The sequence below is a fragment of the Streptomyces sp. NPDC047515 genome, assembly GCF_040643055.1.
Lineage (GTDB): Bacteria > Actinomycetota > Actinomycetes > Streptomycetales > Streptomycetaceae > Streptomyces.
Map to the genome: position 1 here is coordinate 23118 of NZ_JBEYTM010000026.1, position 26997 is coordinate 50114.

Sequence of the window (26997 nt, forward strand, 5' to 3'; positions counted from 1 at the left end):
GCACTCGCACTGTCGTACCCCCCACCCATAATGAGACGACACCGACTCCCTCAGGAGATGATGTGACCGGCGCCGACCCCTTGCTCCCGCTCCGCACCCGGCTGCGTTCGCTGCGCCCCGCCGCATTCGGCGCCGATCCGGCGGGTGCCCGTATGGAGCGCATCCGCCGCTCACCCAACTTCGCCGACGGTGTCTTCCAGAACCCGGTGGGGGCACGGACCAGGCCGTCCGGATCCACCCTGGAGTTCGCGAAGGTCTACTTCCGCAAGGAGGAGCGGGCGCGCAGGGCGCCGGTCGGCACCGTCCCCGTCCACGCCACCACGTACGCCGACCTCGCCGAGCCGCCCGCCACCGGGCTGCGGCTCACCTGGATGGGCCATTCCAGCGTGCTCGCCGAGATCGACGGCCGACGGGTGCTCTTCGACCCGGTGTGGGGTGAGCGCTGCTCGCCGTTCGCCTTCGCCGGGCCCAAACGGCTGCACCCCGTCCCCCTGCCGCTTGCCTCGCTCGGCCCGGTGGACGCCGTGGTGATCTCCCACGACCACTACGACCATCTGGATCTGCCGACGATCCGGGCCCTCGCGGGCACGGACACGGTGTTCGCCGTTCCGCTGGGCGTCGGCGCCCATCTGGAGCGGTGGGGCGTGTCCACGGACCGGATGCGTGAGCTGGACTGGAACGAGACCACGAAGATCGCCGGGATCAGTCTCACCGCGACCCCGGCCCGGCACTTCTGCGGCCGCGGCCTGCGCAACCAGCAGCACACGCTCTGGGCGTCCTGGGCCGTCGCGGGGCCCGAGCACCGGATCTACCACAGCGGCGACACCGGGTATTTCCCCGGCTTCAAGGACATCGGCGCCGAACATGGCCCCTTCGACGCCACGATGATCCAGATCGGCGCGTACTCCGAGTACTGGCCGGACATCCATATGACGCCGGCCGAGGGCATGCGGGCCCATCTGGATCTCCAGGGCGGCGAGCCGCTCGGTGCGATGCTTCCGATCCACTGGGCCACCTTCAACCTCGCCCCGCACTCGTGGGCCGAGCCCGGCGAAGGCACCCTCGCCGCGGCGGAGGACGCCGGTGCCCGGATCGCCCTGCCACGCCCCGGTGAACCCTTCGAGCCCACGGCCCTGACCGTTCCCGCAGAGCCGTGGTGGCGCGCCGTGGCTGCCCCGATTGCTCACCCCTGGCGCCGCAGCGAGGCAACGGACGTTGCTCAGGGTCAGGACAATCGCGATCTTGATCTCGCAGGTGAGCGGTGACTCGGGGCAGGGGTGAAAGCCCCTCGCCCCGTACACCGCGCGGGAGAACATGAAGCCGGCCGGTGTGAGCGTGCTGGAGCCGCCGAACTCCCCCTTCATGTGTGCCTCGTGAGGGGTGACGTCGAAGGTGGCCCTCACCCCTGATCTTGGACACTCGAGATAGTGGATCTTGAGGATCTGAGAGATGGACGTGTCGTGGTCATGAAGCACTATTCCGCCGAGTTCAAGGCGGATGCGGTCGCGTTGTACGAGTCGCGGCCGGAAGCGACGATCAAGCAGGTTGCCGCGGACCTGGGGATCAACGCGGAGACGCTGCGGAACTGGATCCGGGCGGCCGGCTCCGGCCGCCCGCGGGGCCGGAGTTCGACCGCCCCGTCTTCAGCCCCGGTAGTGCCGTCGGCGCTGGAAGCCGAGGTCGCCGCCCTGCGACGGGAAAACGCCGAGCTGAAGAAGGAACGCGAGATCCTGTGCAAGGCGGCCCGCTATTTCGCGGCGGAGACGGGCTGGTGAACCGCTGCCAGTTCGTTGAGGACCACCAGCGCCGATACGGCGTGAAGCGGTTGTGCCGTGTGCTGGGCCTGGCCCGGTCGACCTTCTACTACTGGCGCCGGACGGCGTCGCTGCGGGCAGCCCGGCAGGGGGCCGACGCACGGCTTCCCGCCCTGATATGCACCGTCCACCGAGCCTCGGACGGCACCTACGGTGTCCCGAGGATCACCGCCGAGCGGCCGCAGCATCGAGGATGCGCTGCCGGGTCTTCGGCTGCACCTGGTCGGGTGCGGTGAACGCACGGGACACCGTCGACACCGAGACGCCCGCGGCGCTCGCCACCTCCCGGTCGTGACTGCCACGGACGGCCTCCTCGTCGTCCTGAGCCGGGGGACCCCGGTCGTCTCGCACCTGGATCCTGCGAATGCGGTTGATGTTTGCGAACGTTCCCAGGGCGTGTCAAGACGCGTGTCAGGACTGTCATGTCGAGGAAATCCACCTGCATGCACGGGACTTGCGCTTCGCCTCGACTGCTGCCGATGATGTGTTCTCAACAACTGCACTGAAATCGCGGGAACGTTTTCATAGAGGAGTGGTATGAAGATCACCGGCCTGGAAGTGCTGACTCTCCCGACCACGGCGACAGCATGATGCTGGTCGTGGTCGACACCGACGAGAGCATCCACGGCCTGGGCGAGGTCGGCATCAGGTCGCGCCAACGGGCGGTCGCGGGCGGTCTCGAGCACCTCGCGGAGCTGATCGTCGGCGAGGTCCCGCGACGGATCGAGCACCTCTGGCAGGTGATGTTCCGGCGCGGGTTCTTCCCCGCCGACCGCATACTCGGCGCCGCCATCGCAGCAGTGGATGTGGCCCTTTGGGACATCCGGGGCAAGGCGCTCGGCGTACCGGTGCATGAACTCCTCGGTGGGCGGGTGCGTGATCACGTACCCGCCTATGTGTATGTCGGCGACGGCTACCACGACCGCGCGTGGTTCCTGGACCGCTGTCGCGACCTGGTCGCCCAGGGCCGGCGCCATCTGCGGTTCGCCTCGCCGCACGACGCCGACGGCACGCTCAACGCCCGCTGCTGCCTGCGCGACGCGATCGACCTCTTCCATCAGGTGCGGGACGCGGTCGGCGAAGAGATGGAGCTGATCCTCGACGTCCATACGCGCCTGGATCCGTCGGAGGCGCTGACTCCGTGCCGGGAGATCGCGGCGGCCCGCCCGTACTTCGTCGAGGACCCACTGCGCTGTGAGAACCCGGACAGCTACCGCATGCTGCGGGCCCGCACCGGCGTACCGCCGGCCGCAGGTGAGCAGTACGGCTCCGCATGGGAGTTCAGGACACTCATCGACGACGACCTCATCGATTTCGCGCGCGTGGACGTCGGGGTGGCCGCGGGCCTGACCGAGGCGAAGAGGATCGCGGCAATGGCGGAGACCCACCACATCAAGCTCGCCACCCACAACCCGCTCGGCCCGGTCACCGCTGCCTCCTCGCTCCAACTCAACCCGGCCTGCCCCAATGTGGCGATCCAGGAGCACCAGACCGACCCCGAGCCGGCCATCGCCGGCCTCTTCACCGCGCGGCCGACGATCTCGCCGGGGTGGGTGGAGCTGAGCGAACTGCCCGCCCCGGCATCGGCGCCGGCATCGACCGGGGGGCGGCACGCTGGTACCAGCCGCGACAGCCGAGCGCCCGCACTTGCACACGGTGGACGGGGCGTTCACCAACTGGTTGCGAGGCAGGGTCGGTCGGCCGCGCGGGCCCGCCACCGCCCCTGCGGAATCGAAGGCCGCGTACAACCCTTGTGCCCCATCCGCGGACGCCGGACAAGGATCGGGTCCTTTCCGGACAACCCCTGCGCCTGCCGACGGAGTTCGTATCCCCGGGCGATGTTGAAGACGGTCAGCATCTCGCCGTCGCACAGGGCAACCTCGGATGGCAGCCCGTGACGCTCTCGAAGTAGCCGGAGGGCCGCTTCATCCCGAGGCAGCGGCTGATCTTCAGTCATTCCACCAGCATGCACGCTCCTGCGCACCCCGACCATCGAGCGAAGAGGCACAACCCAGAGACCTGCCTCGTCGGCAGGTATCGCCCGTACGCCACCAGAGGTGCCATGCCCATGTCACCGGCTGGGAAGCCGCACACCATGACAACGGGACATTCGCATCACCGTCCCGGCGGGCCCACGGCCCGCGTCTGCACACTGAGTATGATCTCCGACTTCAGGAAGTGAGGCGAGTTCCGTCGTGTCGTTCAGAGGAGCCGCGAGGCCGGTCGAACTGGGCCTTGCCGGTATAGCGTTCATGGGCGTGCTGGTAGGCGCGTCGGCGACGCCGGCCGGCAGTCAGGAACGCGAGAAGCTGCAGGTGACGGTCGTGTCGTCGCGGCCCGGCACGGTGTCGGGAGACGACGCCCTGATACGTGTCGAGGTGCCCGCCTCCGTAGCGGCCGACAAAGTCCAGGTCGAGGTGGAAGGCCGGGACGTGACCTCGAGCTTCCGGCGCTCCGGCGACAATGCGCTGATGGGCGTGGTGAAGGAGCTGTCCAAGGGCGACAACAGGCTCACTGCCAGAGCTCAGGGTGCGGGCACCGGACAACTGACCTTGAAGAACCACCCCATCACGGGGCCGGTGTTCGCCGGGCCGCACGAGCAGCCGTTCGTCTGTGACACCGCCGAATTCAAGACGGTCACCGGCGGCACCCTCGGGCAGCCGATCGACAAGGACTGCTCGGTCAAGACCCGCGTCGATTACATGTATCGCACCACGGCCGGCAAGTTCGTTCCGTTGCCCGACCAGAACGTCCGTCCCGCCGATCTGGCTACCGCCAAGACGAGCGCGGGCAAGGAGGTGCCGTACATCGTCCGCGTCGAGACCGGCACCATCAACCGCGGTATCTACGAGACGGCCGTGCTGCACGACCCGAAGTCCGGCACCCCCGACCCGCTGCAGCGTGGGCCGGGCTGGAACGGGCGCCTCGTGTACGGCTTCGGTGGGGGCTGTAACAGCGGCTGGTACGTCCAGGGCCGCAACACCGCCGGCATCATGAACGACACGTATCTGAGCAAGGGCTATGGTGTCGCATCGTCCACGCTGAACGTCTTCGGCAACAACTGCAACGACCTGCTGGCGGCCGAGACCATGAGCATGGTCAAGGAACGCTTCGTGGAGACGTACGGCGACCCGGCCTTCACCATCGGAAACGGCTGCTCCGGCGGCTCGTACCAGACCCACCAGATCGCCGACAACTATCCGGGTCTGCTGGACGGCATCCTCTCCGGCTGCAGCTTCCCCGACGTCGGCTTCGGGACGATTCACACGCTCAGCGACGCCCAGCTACTGAACCACTACTTCAAGGAAGTAGCGCCGGACGCGTTCACCAAGGAGCAGCAGAAGGCGGTCTCCGGGTTCGGCAAGTGGGAGAGCATCGGCAGCCTGGCCAGGGCCGGCGGCCGTATCGACCCTACGGTGTTCTGCCCGCCCCAACTGCCCGAGGGACAGCGCTACGACCCCGACACCAACCCGGACGGTGCCCGCTGTGACGTCTACAGCCATACCGTGAACGTCTACGGCGAGGTACCGGAGACAGGGAAGGCGCGCAGGCCGCTCGACAACACGGGTATCCAGTACGGACTTGAGGCCCTGAACAAGGGGACCATCGACATGGACCAGTTCATCGGCCTGAACCGGCGTATCGGCGGCCTCGACGACGACGCCAAGCCCGCCGCGGAGCGCACCGTAGCCGATCTCAAGGCGGTACGGACGGCCTACCGCACGGGTCGCATGCTGAACGGCGGTGCCGGCCTCGCCGACGTTCCGATCATCGACTACCGCGACTACACGGACGACGCGGAGGCCGGCGACATGCACATGCGCTTCCACTCCTTCTCCACCCGGGCGCGCTTGGACAAGGCCAACGGCACCCACGCCAACCAGGTCATGCTCACCCGCTCCAACGGGCACGGATTCACTCTCGCCGGGATGCTGTCCGACATGGACCAGTGGCTCACCGGCATCAAGGGAGACTCCGGCAACGACGCCCCCATCGAGAAGATCGTCCGCCACAAGCCGCAGGGTCTCACGGACGCCTGCTGGACCCGTGGCATCGGTGCGAAGAAGATCACGGAGCCCCAGGTTGAGGGGATCAACAACACCGAGTGCAACACCCTCTATCCGGTGTGGACATCGCCGCGGATGGTCGCCGGAGCCGATGTGGCGAACGACATCGTCAAGTGCCGCAAGCGTCCCGTGATCCGCTCGGACTACCGAGTGCCAGTGACCGAAGGCCAGTTCAGGGATCTGAAGGCGATCTTCCGGGACGGTGTCTGCGACTGGTCCAGGCCCGGGGTGGGTCAGCAGGACCTCGCCGGTACATGGCTCTCCTTCGACCGGAAGTGACAGGATCGCGGCGGGTGAGCCAAAACGGGGGCAGGTGCGACCTCGCGCTTCGGTGTCAATGGTGGTGAGTTCCCGCGTTCGCCCAGGTCAGCATCTGTTTCCTGCTCGCTGAAGCGTCGTCACCCCCTCTCTTCCCCTCCTTGTCGTCAGTGGGGGGAGGAGAGCATCGGGGTGCGGGGCGGCCTGGCGGCATTCCCAGCCCTGGCGGGCCGTGTCCGGTCCCCGGCCGAGGACCGGACACGGCCCGCCGGGGGAGCGCGGGTCTGATGGCCAGGAAGCACTTCCTCTTTGCGTGTCTTCTCGTCCATCAAGGAGCACGAAGTGCGTGGGGCGGGGATATCGCCTGATTCTTCGGGCGTGGTGGTGTCGGACCGGACCGGGGTGTTCGCCGGTGCCACGCCATCCTGAGCATGCCGCCTTGCAGCTGTGGGGAGCAGGGCGGGTCAGCCATCGGGCCGGCGGCCCCTGGTCCCACGAGTCCCGGGACCGGTGGGAATACGGATCACGCGACGCGCAACGACGGCGCAACGACAGACGGCCAGGCCCGTCCGGCGCACGACCGGACGGGCCTGGCCGTTCCATGCGCTCAGGAACTCGCCGCCGTAGGCCGTTCGAGTGTCCGCCGACCAGGTGTCAATGCGGAGTTTTCGGTCGACTGTGCGAAAGCTCATACCAGAGTGGGACGGATGGCGGGCAAGTTCGACAACTGCCCGTTGCGCATACGTGATTGACGACTACTGTGTGTGCTCGGTGATCAACGGTGGGCTCATGACTGCCGAGCCTGCCCGACCGATGAACCGAGCCTGACCGACCACCGTAGGTGCCACCACATGAACGCCGATTCCTGGTGCCCCACGTACCGAGGACACTGATGTCTCAACTTCGCGCACCCGAAGGGCGACCGGAACGCCGAGAGGGCGGACGGCACGGCCGACCCGGTGCCCATTCCCACTCGGCCACGGCGAGGCCGCGCGCCACCCAGCCATCCCCCGAGGCGCGTATACGCCCCCAGGTCCTGCGCACGGCGGTGCTGCCGACCGTCGCCGCCGTGCTGAGCGGCGCCGCGGCGGTCATCTTCACCGTCCGCACCACCGGCGCGCGGCCGACGACGGAACTGTGGAGCGCCCTGGGCGTGGCCGGCGCACTGGCCCTCGCCGCCGTACTGTCCGCGTACCTCGCCGCCAACCGCGTCGCCACCACTGTTTTCGGCCGCTGTCTGGCCCTGCGCAGGGCCAGCGCACAGGGCCAGGCCGAACTGCAGCGTGTGGTGGAACAGCTCCGCAACGGTGAGCCCGTACCCGCACGACGGCCCGCTCCGCCCGCCGCCCCCGGCAGCGACGCCTTCGAGCTGCTCGCGCAGGAACTCGGCCGCCAGCAGGAGGCCGCCGTGGCCGCCGTCGTGCAGGCGTCCCGGCTCCCCGATCACGCCGGCGAGGAACAGAAGGTCGAGGTCTTCGTCAACCTCGCCCGCCGTCTGCAGTCACTGGTGCATCGCGAGATCCAACTGCTCGACGAGCTGGAGCACGAGGTCGAGGACCCCGATCTGCTCAAGGGCCTCTTCCAGGTCGACCATCTCGCCACCCGCATCCGCCGGCACGCCGAGAACCTCGCCGTGCTCGGGGGCGCCGTCTCGCGGCGGCAGTGGAGCAACCCGGTCACCATGACCGAGGTCCTGCGCTCGGCGATCGCCGAGGTCGAGCAGTACCCACGGGTCAAACTCGTACCCCCGATCGACGGCACCCTGCGCGGTCACGCCGTGGCCGATGTGATCCATCTGCTGGCCGAACTGGTGGAGAACGCCACCGTGTTCTCCGCCCCGCACACCCAAGTGCTGCTGCGCGCCCAGCAGGTCACCGCCGGGCTGGCGCTCGAGGTCGAGGACCGGGGCCTCGGCCTGCCCGGCGACGAGCAGAGGCGGATGAACGCCCTGCTGACCGACCCCGACCGGGTCAGTGTGGCCCGACTCCTGCAGGACGGCAGGATCGGCCTGTTCGTCGTCGCGTCGCTCGCCCGGCGGCACGGCATCGCGGTCCGGCTGCAGAGCAACATCTATGGAGGCACACAGGCCGTACTCGTCCTCCCGCAGTGCCTGCTGGGCGCGGACGCGGACGCCCCGGCCGGGAGCGACGCGGCTCCGGTCCCGCCCCCGGGACCCGTGCACCGCCCACCCGCCGAGGACGACCCGGGCAGCCACCGCAGGCCGGATCCGAGCCTGAGCCCCGGCCCGGCACCCGGTCCGCAGGCCGGAACCGACCGGCAGCCCTACGTCCCCAGCCAGCCGCTGCGTCTGCATCAGCCACCCCAGCAGGCGCGTCGCCAGGACGAAGCCCCACCGCTCCCCCTGCGCGCCGAGCGCCTCGATCGTCCGACCCCGGCCGAGGCCCGACCCGGAATCCGGCGCACGGACGACGCCCCCGCGTCGCAACACTGCGAGCCCGGCGTCGTACGCGGCACCATGGGCCGGCCGCAACTTCCCAGGCGCGCCCATCAGGAGCATCTGGTTCCGCAGCTCAGAGAGGCACCCGTCCCACGCGCCGAGGACGAACAGGCCTTGCACGATCCGGGTCTCATGGCGGCCTTCCGGCGGGGCATCGAACTGGCCGAGGCCCGCACCGAGTCAGAGACGGACACCGACCCGGCCCCGGACATGCACCACGAATCGGCGCCCTCCCAGGCCTGGCGGCCCCAGGTCCCGCTGCCGGTCCGGGGACGGACGGCGACCGCCGCCCCGTACCACCAGGCCCCCGTTCCGGCCCCGGCCCCGGCCCCGGCCACCGACCCTCTCGAAGCGAACACCTCCAAGGAGTAGATGCACCATGGCGACCGATATGCCGTCCGGTCAGGTCTCGGACCTCGACTGGCTGCTGAGCGGACTGGTCCAGCGCGTGCCGTACACACGCAGCGCTGTCCTCCTCTCCGCCGACGGACTGGTGAAGTCCCTCCATGGCATGGACGCCGACAGCGCCGATCACATGGCGGCGCTGGCCGCGGGCCTGTACTCACTCGGCCGCAGCGCCGGCGCGCGCTTCGGCGACAGCGGCGACGTACGCCAGGTGGTGGTCGAGCTCGACTCGACGCTGCTGTTCGTCTCCACCGCCGGGTCGGGTACCTGCCTCGCCGTACTCGCCGGCCGGGAGGCGGACCCTGCGGTGCTCGGCTACGAGATGACCATGCTGGTCAAGAGCGTCCGGCCTTACCTGATGACTCCGGCGAGACAAGCGGCCGGGGCCCCGAGCCCCACGGGACTTTGAGGGTGTCGGTCCCACAGGACGGGCCGTTGCTCGACGACGCGGCCGGCCGGCTCATCCGCCCGTACACGGTGAGCAACGGCCGCACCCGTCCGACGACCGTGCTCGACCTGCTCTCCCTGGTGATGGCCACGGGGACTGAGCCGCAGACGCATCTGGGTCCCGAGCACTCCGTGGCGCTGGGGCTGTGCGGCGGTCCCACCTCCGTGGCCGAGATCGCCGCCCAGCTACGGCTGCCCGCGGTCGTCACCAAGGTGCTCGTATCCGACCTGGTGGACTGCGGGGCGGTCACCGCGCATCCGCCGGCCTTCCATGACATGCCCACCGACCGATCCCTGCTGGAGGCAGTGCTCGATGGCTTACGACGACAGCTATGACTCCGGCAGCACCTACGACTCCGGTGGCAGCGACCGATCGGGCGGCTGCGAAGGCTTTCCCGTCGCGCTCAAGGTGCTGGTGGCAGGTGGGTTCGGCGTCGGCAAGACGACGTTCGTCGGCGCGGTCAGTGAGATCGCGCCACTGAGCACGGAAGAGCTGCTGACCCAGGTCAGCGCGGCGACCGACAGTCTCGACGGCATCGAGTCCAAGAGCTCCACCACCGTGGCCATGGACTTCGGCCGCATCACGCTCGACGAGCAGCATGTCCTCTATCTGTTCGGGACCCCCGGCCAGGAACGCTTCTGGTTCATGTGGGACGAGCTCTCCCAGGGCGCGCTCGGAGCGGTGGTGATCGCGGACACCCGCAGGCTCGCGGAGTGCTTCGCCGCCGTCGACTTCTTCGAGCGGCGCGGCATCGGATTCATCGTCGCGGTGAACGAGTTCGACGGCGCCTTCCGCTACGCGCCCGAGGAGGTGCGGGCCGCACTCGACCTGGGGGCGGACGTGCCGGTCGTACTCTGCGACGCCCGGATCGCCAGCTCCGGCACCGGGGCACTGGTCACACTGGTCCAGCACCTGATCAACGCCACCTCCGTACCGGCCCCGATGTCCGGCTTCGGAGCCCACCCGTGACCCGATACGTCGCCGACCGGCTGCTGCTCACGCCCGTCGACCGCGACGCCCGCGTCCGTACGCAGCGGCTGCGGACCCTGGGCCTCGGGGAGCGCAGCGACGCCTCCTTCGACAACTTCGACGCCTTCGCCGACCGGGTGGCCGAAGTGACCGAAGTGCCCTTCTCGATGGTCAACTTCATCGACGGGAACCGGCAGTTCTTCGCCGGACTGCACACCCCGGCCGGCGCGAACAAGGGCTCCGACCTGGGCGCCACGGCCGCGGCCAGTGGCCGCGGCGCCCGGTATGTGGCCCTGGACCGCGGCTACTGCCCGCATGTCGTCGTACGGCGCAAGGCGCTCGTCCTGGAGGACGTCTGCGACTACCCGAGGTTCGCCGGAAATCCGGTGGTCGACGACATAGGTATCCGTTCCTACCTCGGCGCGCCCCTCATCGACCGCACGGGCGTCGCCCTGGGCGCCGTCTGCGCCGTCGACACCGTGCCCCGGCCCTGGGGCAGGGCAGGGCTGGACACGATCAAGTCCCTGGCGCAGGAACTTGTCGGGCACATCGATCAGCGAGAGGGCAACCGCCTCGGAATCTGAGACGCCGGCCGGGCGGCCCGGAGAGTGAGTGGACGCCGGTCGGCCACGAGCGGCGTGCGGGGGTGGCGTGAACCCGGCCCCGGTGGAGCATCAACGTGGCGCGGCGTCGACCACGGCCCGCCACTCGACCGGCCTCAGGAATCGACGCGGACCTCAGGACCCGACGCGGACCTCAGGAATCGACCGGCCCCGTTCGTCAGACCTCGACCGTCGTCCCGTCCAGGAACGTCAGCACCACCGAGTCCGCACCCGTCCGCACCCGCACCGAGTCGCGCAGCGCCTCCGGATGCACGGCGTCCCGGGAGAGGGCGACCAGCGACACATGGATGCTCCGCCCGCCCGGATGCGGCCGGCTGCGCAGATAGGGGATCGCGGAGCGCGGTCCGTACGCGTTGGACTGGACATCACGTGCCACGTCGGCGCCCTCGGTCCCACCGTCCCAGCCGTGCAGCGCGACCAGGGCGCTGCTCAGGCCGTCGGCCGTACGGGCGAGTGCCCAGTCGGGACCGGACACGGCGAAGGGGCTCTCCACATGAGCGACCGCGTGGCCGCCCTCCCGCACCACCGCTCCCTCGGGCGCCTCGACCCGGTGCACCCGGATCTCCCACCCGCCGTGCAGCACACTCGTCGTCCCGATCCGGTACGGCCGGTCGTCACCGGGCAGCCGGGCCGCGTACCAGGAGGCGGCGACGCGGCCCTCGCAACGCAGCGGATGGATGCGGCGCCGGGACGACGGGGTGCCGTCCGGGGCCACGAGCGCCAGATGGCCGTCGACGGAGCGAGCCACGGCGTGCGGGGCGGCTTCGGGCGCCGTCGCCGTCGAGTAGGCGAGCTTTGCGTAGTGCGGATCGTGGGTGCCCTCGGACGGATCGTCCGCCTCGTCGTACGGAGGATTGTGGTCGCTGCCGTGGTTGATCAGCCGCACGATGCCGTCGTCGCGGGTGCCGTGCAGCAGCCAGCCGGGGGCGGGCAGCGCGGTGTACTGGTCGGACTCCTCGATGGGCAGGGGGAGTTCGCGGGCCGTCCACACCGGATGGTCCGCCGGGAGCAGCAGTCCGAGGAAGCCCTTGCTCGCCCAGTACGGCGAGGCGGGGCCGGAGTACGGCTGGGTGCTCGGCAGGAACGTGTCGTACCAGCCGAGCGGCAGCAGCCCCCGCTCGTCCGGTACACCGCGCTCCGCGAAGTGCCGCATCGTGCCCGAGGCGAGTCGGCGCGTGAGCCCCGGCGCCAGCGGGGTGCAGTCGGCGAGCGCCCCCATCCACACCGGTGCGAGCGCGGCGAACCGGTACGTCAGCGACCGGCCCTGGTGGACCGGCGCACCGTCCGATCCGAAGAAGTGCGGGTAGTCCTCCAGGAAGCGGCTGAGCCGCTGCCGGTAGACCTCGGTCCGGCCGCCGTCGTCGGGGCCCGCGATCCGCGACCACAGCAGCGGGTACAGATGCATGGCCCAGCCGATGTAGTAGTCGAAATTGCGGCCGTCCCCGTCGGTGTACCAGCCGTCACCGACGTACCAGTCCTCGATCCTGTCCAGATTGCTCTCGATGTCCGAGCGGCTGTACGGGGCGCCGACCGAGGCGAGGAACTGCTCGGACACCACCTGGAAGAGTCGCCAGTTGTTGTCCCAGGTGCGTCCGCCGACGAAACCGGAGAACCAGTCGACGACCCGCTCCTGCACCCGGGCGTCCAGCCGGCCCCAGATCCACGGCCGGGTCTCGTGCAGCGCGACCGCGACCGACGCCGCCTCCACCATCTGCTGCGAACAGTCCGTCAGCCGCGGCCACGACTCGCCGCTCCCGGGGTCCGTGCCCGCGGCCAGTCCCGCCGTGTACCGCTCGATCAGCGCGGGGTCGACCGCCCCGCCCGCGCCCGCGATCCGGCAGGCGGCGAGCAGGAACGACCGGGCGAACCCTTCCAGCCCGTCGCAGACGACACCCGACCAGCTGCGCCTGCCGGGCAGCCGGTACTGCGCGAAGCCGGGTGTCGCGTACGGTACCAGCGCGTCCAGCATCCGGTCGGCCGTCACCTCCCAGTGGGCCCGGGTCCAGCCGGTGCGTGACGACAGGAGCCGGTCGGGCGGCGGCAGTTGCAGATGCGGTGCGACGGACATGGTGGTGCTGCTCCTCAAAACGGGTGCGAAGGCGGGTTACTGGATGAGTTCGGCCCGGTGGGTGTGGCCGCGTGAGCCGCCCACGGCGACGGTGAGAAAGGGCCTGCGGCCCGGGACGAGGCTCACCGTGTCATCGGCGTCCACCACGGACCGGACACGGAACGGCAGCTCGACCGAGAGCGTGGTGAGCGTCCGGCCCGGGTCGGCGACCGCGACGGACAGGCGCGTGCCCCGGCGCCGCACGAGCACCGAAGCCGGGCCGGAGGCCGTGATCCCGGCCGCGGTTCCGGCGCCCCAGAAATTCACCGCCGTCAACCCTTCCCGGCGTACCTCGACGGCCTGCGCCGTGGTGTCGTTCGCGACGATCCGGACCGGTCGGGAGTGTGACCAGACCGAGGTTGCCGCCGCCGACGCGCCGGGCAGCAGCACATAGGCGTACCGGGCGTCGGTGGGGGAGAGGCCGTGGTCGACCCAGAGCGTGAGATAGCGCCGGGTGACGGGATCGGTGCCGCCGCCCGTGTCCGCTCCGGTATTGATGGCCCGCCAGGTGCCGGTGCGCTGCTCACGCAGGGCGCGCAGGGCGGTCCCCTCGGGGAAGACATAGCCGCCGACGCCCTCGACATGCGCCCACCGGGCGCGGTCGAAGTCCTGGGTCCAGCCCTGCTCGACGGGGTGCCGGACACCGTCGACCAGCAGCCGGTGCCGGCCGTCCGTGCCGAGATTGCGGTTCTCGACGATCGTCTCCACCGTCCGGCCGTCGCTCCCGGTGATGCCCGTGCCGAGCGCGATCACCGCGTTGTCCAGCAGGAACCAGGACTTCTTGGTCCTCAGTGTGGTGCCCTGGGCGCCGATCACCTCCATCGCGGCGGCCCCGTACCGGCCGTCCAGCACGGCCCCGCCCGCGACGGCGTTCGCCGGACGGTAGGTGGACGTACCGGCGCCCGTGCCGAGATCGGACCGCTGCCGGGTGTCGACGGTGGTGCCGGGGAGCCGGTATGGATCGACGGTGGGCCAGAAGCCGTCGTTGAACTGCCCCAGGTCGTCGCCGTCGTACAGATACGTCATGCCGTCGCCGGTGTACCAGCCGTGCAGATTCTCGCCGTTGCCCGCCTCGTACGCGGAGATCCGCTTCGACGACAGCGACAGCGCGCAGGCCCATCCGGGGCGGCGGTGCACGACGCGGTCCATGTCGGCGAAGACGAAGTGTCCCGTCGTGCGCGGCTCGGCCTCGATCGCACGGTCGGTCAGCACTGCCTTGGCCAGGGCGAGTTGGGGCAGCGTCGCCAGGGCCGTGACAGGCGTGGTGCGGTTGTGGGTCAGCCAGCCCTTGACCAGCGCCCGCCAGCGGCCCGCGTACGCGGCGGGGGCGCCGGACGCGAGGAGCAGGATCGCGGCGAGGGCCGTCGCACCGTCGCGGTGGTCACCGGCGCGCTCCCGGGAGATCGCCCGGCCGCGCACCGAGTCCATCATCAGTCCGTCGAAGATCACCGGGGCGAAGGTCCGCTCGACGGCCTCGTACATCACCGACACGTCCGGGTCGGCGACCGCCCACTCGGAGCCCGCGAGGAGCGCCAGCAGATAGGCGGTGCCATTGAGCAGCACGATGCCGTACGAACCGGTGTAGGCGACCACGTCGTGCTGGACGAACGAACCGTCCTCGTAGAAGCCGTCACCCGAACTCGCATAACGGAAGAGGCTGTTGCGCCCCGAGTCGCGCACGTCGGAGAGCGCGTCACGGGCGGAGACGAGCTTGTCGGCGTCCTGCCCCAGCAGCCCGCGCAGCGCCACGATGACGGCCTTGTCGGTGCGGTTGGCGCCGGTCTCGGCGAGGGTGGGGGAGTTGGTACGGCGGTCCGCGTCCGGGCAGAAGCGGTCGACGACCGCCAGATAATCCGCCAGATCGGCTGCGGGAAGCCTCTCGCGCAGGAGGACGGAGCAGTCCATCAGGGCGCGCGGGGCGCCGATCTCCCAGAACCACCAGTTGCCGGTTTCGCGCTTGGCCGGGTTGAACGCGATGTCGTAGGTGAAACGCAGTGCGGCGACGAGGGCGTCCGCCACCTCCGCGCTCCCGGCGAGAGAGGTGTCCTCGGTGGCCCAGGCGGTGGCGACGGTGCGCAGCCGGGTGTAACTCTGACCGAAGTTCCCCGGGTCGGTGAGCGGGGCGAGGTCGGACCAGAGCGCGGTCCGGCCGGCACCGCGGTCGAGGGTGTTCCAGAGCCCCTCGGCCGTGCTGTCCAGGGCGGCGAGCGCTGCTGTGAAGTCGCTGTCGGACGGGTCGAACCCGCCGCCGGTGAGCAGCGTCTCGGCCCGCTGGAGCAGGGTGTCGAAGTCTGCTGACGCCGTCGCCCTGTCGGACGCGGCCACGACGGGCCGTGCCTGCGCGGCGCCCGCCGACGTCATGAGCATCGTCCCGGCCGTGACGGCCGTGGCGGTGCCCGCCGCGAGAAGAGTCCTTCTGCTGAGGTTCATGGTGGTCCCTCTCTCGCCTCGGTCAGTCGGCCAGCGTGGACGGGTCGACGGGGGGCTTCGGCAGGTTCAGGGCGGCCAGTTCCGCTCTGCCGGTGGCGTCGATCGGGAACGCCCAGGTGTTCACGAAGAAGTCCGTGAGGTCGTAACCGGCGATGCGGCTGGAGTAGGTGGCGAGGGCCCGGTAGCGCTTGTCGTTCTCCGTGTACTGGGACTGCGGGTTCTCCTCGCGCACCAGCTTGTGCAGCCGGGGCCAGAAGTCGTCACCGAAGGCCAGTTCCAGCTGGCGCAGCGGGACGAGTTGCTCGTAGGCGCCGAACGACTTCTCGTAACTCAGCCCGGCCGTACCGAACTTGCCCTGTGCGGACTGGAAGTAGGTGAGTCCCGTCGTCGCATCGACCGTGAGGAGGTTGGACGGCTGCTTCAGGGTGCGCTGCGCGGCCAGCGAGTAGATGTTGACCGTGACCTCGGTCAGACCGCCGGGCTTGTAGGCGAACTGCTGATGCAGGTGGCCGAGTTCGTGGTAGAGGCCCCAGCCGCGGGTGCGCAGCCCCTCCACCGTCGTGGCCCGGTCGAGATAGGCCCGCGGGAAGCCGTTGTAGCCGTGGGTGGCGTAGGCGCCGACACCGGCCGGCACCTTGCTGACCTCGGTGAAGTGGTACGGCCCCGCCTTGCGGCGGTGCACCGGCTTGGAACCGTCGAGACCGCTGATCCGGGCATGCGAGTCGATGATCGTCTCGACCAGCCCGAGCAGGGCGGCATGGTCCTCGTCGCGGTACAGCAGCGCACCCTCGCGGGTGAGCGTCATGATCGTGTGCGGGGCGTGGAGCTCGACGTACGGCGACGCGGTGAGCGTGTCCAGCTGCTGCTGGTAGCCGGCCTCGGCGGTGCGCCCCAGGGCGAAGACCGGCATGGCGACGGCACCGGAGCGGACCAGCACACCGGCACGCTCGCCACGGCCCGTCAGGGTGAGGTAGACCGGGCCGCCGTGCGGGTCCGTCACGGTATTGGCGCCCGCGGTCAGCGGGTAGCTCCGGGGCTCGGTGATCTCGCCGTAGTAGTCCCAGGCACCGATCCACAGGGTGGGCAGCAGATCGTCGTACGGCTGGACGGTGAGCGAGAGCGGGGTACCGGCCGGGACGTACAGGCCGGTGGGCTGGAACTCCGAGCCGCGCAGAGCCTGTCCGAGCCGCAGCCGCTCGGCCTCGGCGGCCGGCCGCGCGGTCAGGGTCAGCCGGACCGGACGGCCCGCGCCCGGACCGGAGGCGGCGCCGGCCGTCGCGGCTCGGGCCGTGCCCGCGCCCAGGGCGATCGCCGCGCCGGCTCCGGCCGCGGCGGCGAGCACGGAACGCCGCCCGACGAGGGAGGAGGCGGAGGAGGGGGCGGTGGCGGAGCCGACGGAGTCAGTGGTTGTGCGCATGCGGAACTCTCCCTGCAGAAACGAGTGAGGGGCGGAAGCGTGCGGAACGGGTGCTGCTCGGCGCCAGCATGTAAGCGGTTGCTATCGAGCCGCAAGGGGAGTCGCGAAGTTACTGTGATTTTCTATGGCCAACTGCGGACAGGCGGGAAGTAACCGGTCACATGCGGGGGGACCGGCCGCGCCGTGGCGCAACGGAATCGCGTACCACGATGTGGGTCCCGAGCCGCAGCGCGCCCGTGGTCGGCTCGCGCCAGTCGTCCTCGTCCCCGCCGGTGACCGCGAGCCGTACCGCCTGACGCCCCATCTCCTCCAGCGGAATGTGGACGGTGGTCAGCCGCGGCCGCAGCTCCTGAGCCACCGGGATGTCGTCGTAGCCCACCAGGGACACGTCCTTCGGCACCCGGACCCCGGCCTCCTCCAGGGCCTGCGCCGCGCCCGCCGCCACCATGTCGTTGGCGGCGAAGACCGCGGTGAAGTCCGGCCCGTCCCGCAGCAGTTCCGCCATCCGTCGGTACCCGAAGTTGCGGCTGAAGGCGCCGGGCTGGACGAGCTCGGGGTCCATGGCGACACCGCGCAGTTCCAGGGCCCGCTGGTGCCCGGCCAGCCGGTCGCGGGTGGTGGAGAGCTTGGGAGGGCCGCCGAGGTAGAGGATTCGCTCGTGCCCCTGCATCAGCAGATGGTCGGTGATGGCGAAGGCGCCGCCCTCGTTGTCGTACTCGACCGCGACGATCGGAGCCTGCTCGCCCAGCGGCGACCTGCCGCACAGCACGAGCTTCGATCCGCCCGCGTCCAGCTCGCGCGCCCTGCGGGCCAGCTCGGTGGTGTAGCCGCGGTCCGCGAGGGAACCGCCGACCACGACCACGGCGTCCGCCCTCCGCTCGTGCATCAGATCGATGAAGGCCAGCTCGCGCTGCGGGTCGCCCTGGGTGCAGCAGACCAGGCAGAGCCGTCCGCCGAGCGCCGCCTCCCGTTCCACACCGCGGGCGATGTACGCGTAGAACGGGTCGATGACCTCGTTGACGATGATGCCGACGGTGCGGTTGGAGACGCCGGCCAGCGCACGCGCGTGGGCGTTGACGACATAGCCGAGTTCGCGCATCGCGGTCTCGACACGCTCCCGAGTCGCTTCGGCGACCGGGTAGTTGCGATTCAGTACGCGGGAGACCGTGGCCGTCGAGACGCCAGCGCGCCGGGCGACATCGGTGACCGTCGCGCGCCGTTGTCCGTCCGCGGCTGTGCTCTGCCGGCGCATCCGGCTCACCCCCTGGTGACTGTTGTGTGACGCCGAGCCTAGAGCCTGCGCCGGGACGGAGCTCATGCGATCCTCCCCAGGTCGGCCCGGTGCACCGGGTGGTCGAACGGGATGCCCCCCGCGTACCGCGTCAGCTCGTCGACGGCGAGTGCCCCGAGCCGCCCCACCTCGTTGCCCTGGGCGCCCGCCAGATGCGGGGTGAGGAAGGCATTGGGCAGGTCCCACAGGGGGTGGCCGTCCGGCAGTGGCTCGGGCGACGTCACATCGAGGACCGCGTCCAGACGCCCGCTGACCAGGTGGCCGGTCAGTGCCTCGGTGTCCACCAGAGGGCCGCGCGCCGTGTTGACCAGCAGGGTGCCGGGCCGCATCAGGCCGATCCGCCTGGCGTCGATGATGCCGCGGGTCTCAGGGGTGTCGGGGGCATGGACGGTGACCACGTCGCTGGTCGCCACCAGGGTGTCCAGGTCGGTCGCGGTGACACCGAGCCGCTCCGCCTCGGCCCGGCTGACGTACGGGTCGTACAGCAGCACGTCCGCGTCGAGGACCCGGAGCAGTTCGATGACCCGGCGGCCGATCCGGGACGCCCCGACCACGCCGATGGTCAGGCCGTGCGTGCCGAGCCAGTGCTGGCGGTCGAGGTCGGCGCCGGTGCGGTGGGTGCGCCGGGTGCGGAAGAGTCCGGCCAGCGGAAAGACGCGCTTGGCGCCCATGATGATCGCCGCCAGGGTGAATTCGGCGACCGGTACGGCATTGGCGGCGGCGGCCGAGGAGACGACGATCCCTCGGTCGAACGCGGCCGGGGACAGAAACGTTTTCACCGTGCCGGCGGCGTGGATCACGGCACGCAGCGCGGGCGCCCGGTCCAGCAGTGCGGCGTCGACGGGCGGGCAGCCCCAGCCAGTGAGCAGGACCTCGGCGACGCCCAGCGCCGCCGAGGCGTCCGGGGAGTCGAACTCGCTGATGACGGAGGGAGCGAGCAGGTCGGCGGTCTCCTCCAGACGGGCTCGTACCGGTGGCGGAAAGACGTCGTCGAGCAGTCCGGGGCTCATGACCAGGACGGTGCGCGGCCGTCGTGGGTGCGGTGCCGCGGCATCGCTACCGGAATGAGCCGGTGCCTCTTCGGTGGTTCGCACCCTGCCTCCGGATAGTAATCGCGTTCTATGGAATGACCGGCACGCTAGGGAGCCTGATGGCCGACCGTCAAGCTCGTGGCCACCCCAACTGTCCTGTTCGGAAGCATTTTTGTCGATTCTCTGGGCGGGAATTGCTGGTTGGAGCATCGTGTCTCGACGACTTTCGGCTGGATCTCTTGACGCTTGGGTTAACCGCTTACTAACTTGCGGCCCCAGAAGGCTCACCATGCGCCACCCAGCCGAACAGGACGCACCATGGCTGAAACAGCACCCCCGTTGCCGCGGGAGAAACGGCGACAGAAGGCCGGAACACCCTCCCCGCCCGCTGCCCAGGCCGTCGTCGCACAGCACCGGCTGACGCTCTGGCAGCGGATCAAGCGGGACCGGGTGATGCTGCTGCTCACCCTGCCCGGCCTGCTGTACTTCGTGGTCTTCCACTACGTGCCGCTGCTCGGCTATGTGGTGGCGTTCCAGGACTACCAGCCGTACCTCGGGTACATGCACAGCGTCTGGGTGGGGTTCGCCAACTTCTCCGCGGCGTTCGGTGAGCCGGCCTTCTGGTCCGCGACGTTCAACACGCTGGAGATCGCCCTCGTCCAGCTGGTGTTCTTCTTCCCGATCCCGATCGCCCTGGCCCTGCTGCTCAACAGCATCGCCAGCGACCGTGTCAGGCGCTTCGTGCAGAGCGTCGTCTACCTGCCGCACTTCATCGGCTGGGTCATCATCGTCTCGATCTTCCAGCAGATCCTGGGTGGTGCCGGCCTCCTGCCCGACGTACTGAGCGGACTGGGGCTGCCGCGCTACGACATGATGAGCGACCCCGGCGCCTTCCCGTGGCTGCTCACCCTCCAAGTGGCCTGGAAGGACGCCGGCTGGGGCACGATCATCATCCTTGCCGCGCTGCTGAACATCGACAAGCAGCAGTACGAGGCGGCCGCGATCGACGGTGCGGGTCCGCGGCGCCGCCTGTGGCACGTGACCCTGCCCGGCATCGCCCCCGTACTCATCCTGCTGCTGATCCTCAACCTCGGGCAGATCCTCTCCGTCGGCTTCGAGCAGATCCTGCTCCAGCGCGACGCGGTCGGCCCGGACGCCGGTGAGGTCCTGGACACCTACGTCTACTACCACGGAATCAAGGACAACGACTGGGGCGTCGCCGCCGCCGTCGGACTCGTCAAGGCGGTCATCGGCACCGCACTCGTCCTGGGCGCCAACAAGTTCGCCCACCGACTCGGCCACGAAGGGGTGTACCGCGGTGCTGACCGCTGAGAAAACGCGCGCCACGACGGAATCCACCGCACCGGCGCCCCGGCCCGCCACCATCCGCGCGTCCGAGGGCCGGCCCCCGTGGATGGAGCGCCCGACCCGCATCGGGCAGATCGCCAAGGCGCTCGCCGTCGTCGTGGTCGTCCTCGCCGTCGCCTATCCGCTGGTCGGCGTCATCGGCACGAGCTTCGCCTCGCAGACCGACATCATCAAGAGCTCCGGTCTCGTCCTGTGGCCGGACCACCCCACCCTGGACGCCTACCGCACCATCTTCACCGGCGGAGTCGTCACCCGCGCGCTGATCGTCTCCGTCGGCATCACCGTCCTCGGCACCCTCGCGAGCCTGCTCGTCACCGTCGGCATGGCGTACGGACTCTCCCGCCGCGATGTCACGGGCTCCCGCTTCATCCTGATGACGGCCCTGTTCACGATGCTCTTCAATGCGGGCATCATCCCGAACTTCCTGCTGGTCAAGGGCCTCGGCCTGTACGACACGTACGCGGCCCTCGTCATGCCCACCCTGGTCAGCGCCTTCAACCTGGTCGTCCTGCGGTCCTTCTTCATGAACCTGCCGGAGGAGTTGTACGACGCCGCGAAGGTCGACGGGGCCGGAGACTTCCGCATCCTGGTGCGGATCGTCCTGCCGCTGTCCAAGGCCGTCCTCGCCGTGATCAGCCTCTTCTACGCGGTGACGTACTGGAACGCCTTCTTCAACGCGCTCCTGTACCTCAACGACTCCGACAAGTGGCCGCTGCCCATGGTGCTGCGCACCTATGTCCTGCAGGGCCAGAGCCTGAACGCGGCCTCGGCCGGCGAAGTGCTCGCCCCGCAGCAGGCCGTACAGATGGCGGTCCTGGTGATCGCCGTCGTACCGATCCTCTGCGTCTATCCGTTCCTGCAGCGCTACTTCACCAAGGGCGTGCTCACAGGCGCCGTCAAGGGCTGAGCGCGGCCACCGCCCCCCACTCCTTCCTTCCCCTCTCCCAAGGAGATTCAGGTGTCGAGCTCCACCCCCATCGACCGCAGAGCACTGTTCCGCATGGGTGCGGGCGTCGGTCTCTCACTCGCCGCCGCCCCGCTGCTCGCCGCCTGCGGTGACGGCGGCACGACCGCGAAGGCGGAGGCCAAGAGCGTCTCGCTGCTCCCGAACACCGCGGTCCGCAACATCGGCCTCAAGCCCGACCTGGCGGGCACCGCCGCCGGTGTTCCGCAGGGTTTCTTCAGCTACCCAGCCAAGCCGCTGCGGGCCACGAAGGGCACGCCGCTCAAGGGCGCCGAGCCGATCAGCGCGACGATGGAGACCTTCTCCCCGCCGCCGCCCGCACGCGGCAAGAACGCCGCCTGGCAGGAGATCGAGAAGCTCCTCGGCGGCCAGGTGAACATCACCGCCGTCCCCGCCGACGACTACGGCACGAAGTTCTCCACCATGCTCGCCAGTGACAGCCTGCCCGACCTCTTCATGTACCCCGAGATCGGAGGTGTCGACAACAAGGCGGCCTTCCTGCAGGCCAAGTGCGCCGACCTGACGCCGTATCTCGCCGGGGACAAGATCAAGGACTACCCGAACCTGGCCGCGATCCCGAAGGGCGCCTGGCAGGCCGCGATCTTCGGCGGGAAGCTGTACGGCATCCCGATCGCCCGCAGCGGCACCGGCGGCGCCGGCTTCTACCGCCATGACCTGTTCGAAGAGGTCGGCATCACGAGCCTCGACCAGATCACCGACCTGGCGAAGTTCGTCGAGGTCTGCAAGGAACTGACCCGGCCCAAGAAGGACCAGTACGCGATCATCGCGGGCGCCACCAACGTACTCGCCATGTCGGCGGGCGCGCCCTACTTCTGGCGGCTGGACGAGAAGACCGGCAAGTTCACCACCGACCTGGAGACCCCGGAGTACCGCCAGGCCGTGGAGACCGCGTGCGAGCTGTACAAAGCCGGCTGTTTCTACCCGGGCACGCTCCAGATGACCGGGGCACAGAAAGCCCAGTACACGGACATGTTCAAGAACGGCAAGGGCGCCTACGTGTACGACGGCATGCCCACCTACCTGGCGTCCGGTGTCGGCTACACCGCCGCGATGAAGGCGATCGACACGAAGTACGACCCGAGGCCCTTCGTCCCGTTCGGCTCCGCTCCCGTCGCCTGGATGGACAACGTCAAGCTGGAGAACACCCATGTGAAGAAGGCGTCCGGGGACCGGGTCAAGCAGATCCTGGCCCTCGCCGACTTCGCGGCCTCGCCGTTCGGCAGCCAGGAGTACACGCTGATCAACTACGGCGTCGAGGGCAAGGACTTCACCCGGGACGCCAAGGGCAGCCCGGCCCTCACCAAGCAGGGGGCCCAGGACGTCACCGTGCCGTGGAAGTTCATGGCTTCCGCCGTCCCCGCAGTCTTCAGCGCCGACTCGGAGCAGGGCGTCCGGCACGTCCACGACACCTTCACCAAGATGATTCCGATCATGGAGCAGGATCCGACGCTCCAGTACTCCTCGCCCACCTGGGACTCGAAGGGTTCCGGCAGCCTCTACACGTTCAGGCAGGACGCGCTCAAGGACATCATCTCGGGCCGTAAGCCCATGTCCGCCTACGACCAGCTCGTCAAGGACTACCTGGCCAAGGGCGGCGAGCAGGCCCGCGGCGAGTTCGAGGACGCCTTCCAGAAGGGGAAGAAGTGACGACGCGACGCTCGGCCCTCAGACTCGGCGGCGCGGCGGTGGCCGCAGCCGTCGCCGTACCGGTCCTCGGTTCGCCCGCCTCCGCGCGGTCGCACGGCTTCGACCCGAAGCCGGGCTCCGACGGCGTCGGCGACCCGCTCTTCCCGACCCTCGGCAACGGTGGCTACCAGGTCGTCCACTACGACCTGACCTTCGACTTCACCCCGGTGACGTACGACTTCTCCGCGACCGTGAAGATCAACGCCAAGGCCACCCAGGACCTCTCCGCGTTCAACCTGGACACCGACGGACACACCATCGAGTCCGTCACCGTCGCGGGCCGCCCCGCCACCTGGGAGCTCTCGCCCGGCAAGAGCGGCCAGGAGCTCACCATCACCCCTGCCCGACCGCTCCACAGCGAGCAGGCGTTCACCGTCGAGGTCCGCTACCGGGGCAACGGCAAGGCGCCCCGACTCGGCCTGACCGGCTGGAAGTTCGGCACCGACGGCGGCTTCGCCTCCGCCGCCCAGTCCTCCCGCGCCGACACCTTCCTGCCCTGCAACGACACCCCGTCCGACAAGGCGACGTGGACCTTCCACATCAGCGCACCGCAGGGCTATGTCGCCACCGCCAACGGCGAGCTGCTGCACAAGACCCCGCGCGCCGACGGCTCCACCGTCTGGCACTTCGCCCTGCGCGAGCGCATGGCGACGGAACTCATCGGCATCGCCGTCGTCAAGGGCACCTATCTCTACGGCACCAGCCACCGAGGACTGCCCCTGCGGCACATCGTCCCGCAGGGACAGGAGGAGAAGTACGGTCCGATCGTGGCCCGAACCGCGGACCATCTGGCCTGGCTGGAGGAGAAGTTCGGCCGCTACCCGTTCTCCGTCTACGGCGTCCACATCTACGACGGCTACACCGACGCCCTGGAGAACCAGACCCTTTCCCTGTTCTCCACCAACTGGTTCAAGCCCAACGCCAACGGTCAGCCGGGCTACGAGACCACCATGGTCCATGAACTGGTCCACCAGTGGTTCGGCGACTGGGTCACCCCGAACGACTGGCAGCAGGCATGGCTCAACGAGGGCCCCGCCGTCTACTACGCCGGCCTGTACGGCGAGGAGCGCGGCTGGTCGGTCTTCGAGGACAAGATGAAGGACACGTACGCGAAGCTCGACGCCGTCCGCGCCGCCGACGGCCCGCCCGGACTCCCCAAGGCGCTCGGCGGCACCAACATCTACGACGGCGGCGCACTCGTCCTGTACGCCCTCGCCCTCAGGATCGGGCAGCGGAAGTTCGACAAGGTCATGAGGGAGTGGGTGAAGCGCTTCAAGGACTCCACCTACACCAGCGAAGCCTTCATCCGGCACACCGTCGACGTCACCGGCGACACGTCCCTCGACCCGTTCCTGCGCGACTGGCTCTTCGGAGCCGTGAACCCGCCCATGCCCGGCCACCCCGACTGGAAGGCCTCCGCGTGAACCGCCGCCCTCTGAACGTCGTACGGACAACCGCAGCTGCCGCCACCGCGGCCGTCCTGGCCGCACTCCTCTCCGCCCCGGCCGCCCTGGCCGCACCCGGGGTCCGCACTCTCTACGCGGCCCCGGACGGACACGGCAGCTCCTGTACGGCCGCCCGCCCCTGCACTCCCGAAGGCGCCCGGGACGAGGCCCGCACCGAGACCGGGCGCGACGTCCGCGTACTCCTGAAGAACGGTACGTACCAGCGCGACGCACCCCTGAAGCTCGGCGTCGCCGACTCCGGGAAGGACGGACACACCGTCACCTGGACTGCGGCGCCGGGCGCCCGCCCGGTCCTCTCCGGCGGACAGGCCATCACCGGCTGGCGGCAGAACGCCGACGGCACCTGGACCGCCGACGTCCCGGCGGGTGTCACTCCCCGCCAGCTCTTCATCGACGGGCGGCGCGCGACCCGCGCCCGGGGCGCGGCCTGTGCGGCGAGCACCTGTGATGCCACGGGGACCGGCATGACCGGCGCGACCGCCACCGGCATCGCCAAGTGGCAGCGCCCCACCGACGCCGAGGCCGTCATTCGGGTCCGCTGGCGCAACTACCACTGCCGGATCACCGACGTCAGCGGCGATGTCATGACCTTCGCCCAGCCCTGCTGGACCAACTCGGCGAGCGGCACCAACCGCACCGGACCCGCCTGGGACTCCACCGCGGTCGACTCCACCCGCTACAGCGGCGTCGCCTACTTCGAGAACGCCCGCGAACTCCTCGACGAGCCCGGCGAGTTCGTGTGGAGCTCGCAGGACCGCACCGTGACGTACCTGCCGCGCAAGGGCGAGAACATGCGCCGCGCGCAGGCCGTCACCCCGCACACCGAGCAGCTGCTCGTCGTCGACGGTGCCCACGACCTCACCGTCAGCGGAATCGAATTCGCCTACGCGGCGTACCACCAGCCGGACACCGACGAGGGCTACGCGGGCATGCAGGCCGGTCTCACCCTGACCGGAGCCACCGGCCCCGTCGACCACGCGGGCCGCTTCTACACCAAGCCGTCCGCAGCGCTCACCGTGCGCGGCGGCTGGCGCGTCAGCATCGACAACGCCCGGTTCAGCCGTCTCGGCGGCGCGGGCGCGATCCTCGAAGCGGGCACCAAGGACAGCTCCCTGACCCACTCGTCCTTCACCGACCTGTCCTCCGGCGCGGTGTACGTGGGCGACACCGAGCCGATGCCCGGGGCGGCGCTCGCGGGGGAGCGGGACACCATCGCGTACAACACCATCAGCCGCACCGGCGTCGAGTACACCGACTCGGTGGGGATCTGGGCCGGTTACGAGGCCCAGCTGACCGTCGACCACAACAGCCTGGACCACCTCCCGTACTCAGGGATCTCGGTCGGCTGGGGCTGGAACCAGCCCGAGGCCCAGAAGTCCGTGCTGCGTGACAACAAGGTGACCGACAATCGGATCACCGATGTCATGGAGGTCGCACAGGCGCAGCACGACGGTGGCGCGATCTACACGCAGGGCGCCCAGCCGGGCACGGTCGTCTCCGGCAACTACATCAACCGCTCCGCCTTCGGCAACACCGAGCGCGACGGCAACGGCATCTACCTCGACGAGCAGTCCTCGCACATCGTCGTCGAGCGGAACGTCATCACCCGCATCGGCTACAAGTGGGTCTCCAACTGGGCCGACTACGGCATCCAGAACACCGCGCGGGGCAACTGGACCGACACCGCCGCGCCGGCTCTCGGCGGCAAGGGATCGGTGATGACGGACAACCTGACCGGTCTGGACCGACTGCCGGCCGGAGCCCTCGCCGTCGCCGCGCGAGCGGGTGCCCACGGCGGCGCCGTCGAGCAACTGAGGACCGACCTGGCCCGTACCGGCACCGCGACCCAGTCCTCCACCGAGGGCACGGCCGAGGCGGTGCTCGCCCTGGACGCCGACACCAACACCGACACCCGCACGCTGTCGGAGGCGGGCGCCTGGTGGCAGGTCGACCTGGGCCGCGAACGGCACATCCGTCAGATCGAGATCTGGAACAACTCCTCGTCCGCGACGGCCGATTTCGATGTCGTCACGGACGACGGAACGATCCACGTCAGCGGGAAGGCACTGCGCCCGACCGTTCTGAATCTGGACAGCCGGACCCGCACGGTGCGGATCGCGGCCTCCGGCACGGGCCGCGTGGCACTCTCCCAGGTGCTCGTCCACCCGTAACGG

At 69.8% G+C, this 26997-nt stretch carries 20 protein-coding genes; 14 read left to right on the forward strand and 6 right to left on the reverse strand.

All coding sequences use genetic code 11. The annotated features are described in order from the left end of the window. Positions 1-62: 62 nt before the first annotated feature. Both ABZ826_RS21625 and ABZ826_RS21630 read left to right on the forward strand, forming a co-directional pair. Positions 63-1265 carry an MBL fold metallo-hydrolase gene (locus ABZ826_RS21625; protein ID WP_361450529.1) on the forward strand — a complete coding sequence of 401 codons (1203 nt, stop codon included), beginning with the start codon at positions 63-65 and terminating at the stop codon, positions 1263-1265. A 201-nt stretch (positions 1266-1466) separates the two neighbouring features. Then, entirely contained in the window at positions 1467-1775 is a 309-nt protein-coding gene (locus ABZ826_RS21630; RefSeq protein ID WP_361450532.1) for a transposase, read from the forward strand. Positions 1776-1979: 204 nt separating this feature from the next. Here ABZ826_RS21630 and ABZ826_RS21635 read toward each other — a convergent pair whose 3' ends face one another. Then, positions 1980-2165: a LacI family DNA-binding transcriptional regulator gene (locus tag ABZ826_RS21635; RefSeq protein ID WP_361450535.1), complete on the reverse strand. Its 186-nt coding sequence runs from the start codon at positions 2163-2165 to the stop codon at positions 1980-1982. Between the two features lie 239 nt (positions 2166-2404). On the opposite strand from ABZ826_RS21635, the gene ABZ826_RS21640 reads away from it, so the two are divergent. The 7 genes from ABZ826_RS21640 to ABZ826_RS21670 all read left to right on the forward strand — a co-directional run bounded on the left by ABZ826_RS21640 (position 2405) and on the right by ABZ826_RS21670 (position 11003). Beyond that, positions 2405-3712, forward strand: coding sequence for a mandelate racemase/muconate lactonizing enzyme family protein (locus ABZ826_RS21640; RefSeq protein WP_361450714.1), 1308 nt, complete (start codon positions 2405-2407; stop codon positions 3710-3712). Positions 3713-4009: 297 nt separating this feature from the next. Further along, the gene (locus tag ABZ826_RS21645; RefSeq protein ID WP_361450538.1) at positions 4010-6160 is read left to right on the forward strand and encodes a DUF6351 family protein; all 2151 of its coding nucleotides are present in this window, start codon (positions 4010-4012) and stop codon (positions 6158-6160) included. Between the two features lie 871 nt (positions 6161-7031). Further along, positions 7032-8969, forward strand: a complete 1938-nt coding sequence (locus ABZ826_RS21650) for an ATP-binding protein (RefSeq protein WP_361450541.1) — start codon at positions 7032-7034, stop codon at positions 8967-8969. A gap of 7 nt (positions 8970-8976) precedes the next feature. Beyond that, complete coding sequence (locus ABZ826_RS21655; protein WP_361450544.1) at positions 8977-9411, forward strand: roadblock/LC7 domain-containing protein; 435 nt, start codon at positions 8977-8979, stop codon at positions 9409-9411. A 2-nt stretch (positions 9412-9413) separates the two neighbouring features. Next, positions 9414-9785: a DUF742 domain-containing protein gene (locus ABZ826_RS21660; RefSeq protein WP_361450547.1), complete on the forward strand. Its 372-nt coding sequence runs from the start codon at positions 9414-9416 to the stop codon at positions 9783-9785. Continuing rightward, positions 9763-10419, forward strand: a complete 657-nt coding sequence (locus ABZ826_RS21665; RefSeq protein ID WP_361450550.1) for an ATP/GTP-binding protein — start codon at positions 9763-9765, stop codon at positions 10417-10419. The genes ABZ826_RS21660 and ABZ826_RS21665 overlap by 23 nt, the downstream gene beginning before the upstream one ends. Then, positions 10416-11003 carry a GAF domain-containing protein gene (locus ABZ826_RS21670; protein ID WP_361450553.1) on the forward strand — a complete coding sequence of 196 codons (588 nt, stop codon included), beginning with the start codon at positions 10416-10418 and terminating at the stop codon, positions 11001-11003. Before ABZ826_RS21665 ends, ABZ826_RS21670 begins: the two co-directional genes overlap by 4 nt. A gap of 196 nt (positions 11004-11199) precedes the next feature. Here ABZ826_RS21670 and ABZ826_RS21675 read toward each other — a convergent pair whose 3' ends face one another. The 5 genes from ABZ826_RS21675 to ABZ826_RS21695 all read right to left on the reverse strand — a co-directional run bounded on the left by ABZ826_RS21675 (position 11200) and on the right by ABZ826_RS21695 (position 19297). Then, complete coding sequence (locus tag ABZ826_RS21675) at positions 11200-13110, reverse strand: DUF2264 domain-containing protein (protein ID WP_361450556.1); 1911 nt, start codon at positions 13108-13110, stop codon at positions 11200-11202. A 36-nt stretch (positions 13111-13146) separates the two neighbouring features. After that, positions 13147-15579 (reverse strand): polysaccharide lyase 8 family protein, encoded by a 2433-nt coding sequence (locus ABZ826_RS21680; protein ID WP_361450559.1) that lies wholly within the window; start codon positions 15577-15579, stop codon positions 13147-13149. A gap of 22 nt (positions 15580-15601) precedes the next feature. Continuing rightward, entirely contained in the window at positions 15602-16996 is a 1395-nt protein-coding gene (locus tag ABZ826_RS21685) for a M60 family metallopeptidase (RefSeq protein ID WP_361450562.1), read from the reverse strand. A gap of 157 nt (positions 16997-17153) precedes the next feature. Beyond that, positions 17154-18248 (reverse strand): LacI family DNA-binding transcriptional regulator, encoded by a 1095-nt coding sequence (locus tag ABZ826_RS21690; protein ID WP_361450717.1) that lies wholly within the window; start codon positions 18246-18248, stop codon positions 17154-17156. A gap of 62 nt (positions 18249-18310) precedes the next feature. Continuing rightward, positions 18311-19297, reverse strand: coding sequence for a hydroxyacid dehydrogenase (locus ABZ826_RS21695; RefSeq protein WP_361450565.1), 987 nt, complete (start codon positions 19295-19297; stop codon positions 18311-18313). Between the two features lie 339 nt (positions 19298-19636). On the opposite strand from ABZ826_RS21695, the gene ABZ826_RS21700 reads away from it, so the two are divergent. From ABZ826_RS21700 to ABZ826_RS21720, 5 genes are all read left to right on the forward strand, one after another. Then, positions 19637-20650, forward strand: a complete 1014-nt coding sequence (locus ABZ826_RS21700; RefSeq protein WP_361450568.1) for an ABC transporter permease subunit — start codon at positions 19637-19639, stop codon at positions 20648-20650. 82 nt (positions 20651-20732) lie between these two features. Next, positions 20733-21593: a carbohydrate ABC transporter permease gene (locus tag ABZ826_RS21705; RefSeq protein WP_361450720.1), complete on the forward strand. Its 861-nt coding sequence runs from the start codon at positions 20733-20735 to the stop codon at positions 21591-21593. A gap of 51 nt (positions 21594-21644) precedes the next feature. Then, the gene (locus ABZ826_RS21710; RefSeq protein ID WP_361450571.1) at positions 21645-23318 is read left to right on the forward strand and encodes an extracellular solute-binding protein; all 1674 of its coding nucleotides are present in this window, start codon (positions 21645-21647) and stop codon (positions 23316-23318) included. Then, a complete protein-coding gene (locus tag ABZ826_RS21715; protein ID WP_361450574.1) occupies positions 23315-24781 on the forward strand; it encodes a M1 family metallopeptidase in 1467 nt (488 codons plus the stop codon). Before ABZ826_RS21710 ends, ABZ826_RS21715 begins: the two co-directional genes overlap by 4 nt. Further along, positions 24778-26994 carry a right-handed parallel beta-helix repeat-containing protein gene (locus ABZ826_RS21720; protein ID WP_361450577.1) on the forward strand — a complete coding sequence of 739 codons (2217 nt, stop codon included), beginning with the start codon at positions 24778-24780 and terminating at the stop codon, positions 26992-26994. The genes ABZ826_RS21715 and ABZ826_RS21720 overlap by 4 nt, the downstream gene beginning before the upstream one ends. Positions 26995-26997: the final 3 nt, after the last annotated feature.

What these genes read in the sequence shown, in the direction of transcription:
- ABZ826_RS21630 (WP_361450532.1), top strand. Translation starts at nt 1,467, where the DNA reads ATGAAGCACTATTCCGCCGAGTTCAAGGCGGATGCGGTCGCGTTGTAC.
- ABZ826_RS21640 (WP_361450714.1), top strand. Translation starts at nt 2,405, where the DNA reads ATGCTGGTCGTGGTCGACACCGACGAGAGCATCCACGGCCTGGGCGAG.
- ABZ826_RS21650 (WP_361450541.1), top strand. Translation starts at nt 7,032, where the DNA reads ATGTCTCAACTTCGCGCACCCGAAGGGCGACCGGAACGCCGAGAGGGC.
- ABZ826_RS21655 (WP_361450544.1), top strand. Translation starts at nt 8,977, where the DNA reads ATGGCGACCGATATGCCGTCCGGTCAGGTCTCGGACCTCGACTGGCTG.
- ABZ826_RS21665 (WP_361450550.1), top strand. Translation starts at nt 9,763, where the DNA reads ATGGCTTACGACGACAGCTATGACTCCGGCAGCACCTACGACTCCGGT.
- ABZ826_RS21675 (WP_361450556.1), bottom strand. Translation starts at nt 13,110, where the DNA reads ATGTCCGTCGCACCGCATCTGCAACTGCCGCCGCCCGACCGGCTCCTG.
- ABZ826_RS21680 (WP_361450559.1), bottom strand. Translation starts at nt 15,579, where the DNA reads ATGAACCTCAGCAGAAGGACTCTTCTCGCGGCGGGCACCGCCACGGCC.
- ABZ826_RS21685 (WP_361450562.1), bottom strand. Translation starts at nt 16,996, where the DNA reads ATGCGCACAACCACTGACTCCGTCGGCTCCGCCACCGCCCCCTCCTCC.
- ABZ826_RS21690 (WP_361450717.1), bottom strand. Translation starts at nt 18,248, where the DNA reads ATGCGCCGGCAGAGCACAGCCGCGGACGGACAACGGCGCGCGACGGTC.
- ABZ826_RS21695 (WP_361450565.1), bottom strand. Translation starts at nt 19,297, where the DNA reads ATGAGCCCCGGACTGCTCGACGACGTCTTTCCGCCACCGGTACGAGCC.
- ABZ826_RS21700 (WP_361450568.1), top strand. Translation starts at nt 19,637, where the DNA reads ATGGCTGAAACAGCACCCCCGTTGCCGCGGGAGAAACGGCGACAGAAG.
- ABZ826_RS21705 (WP_361450720.1), top strand. Translation starts at nt 20,733, where the DNA reads ATGGAGCGCCCGACCCGCATCGGGCAGATCGCCAAGGCGCTCGCCGTC.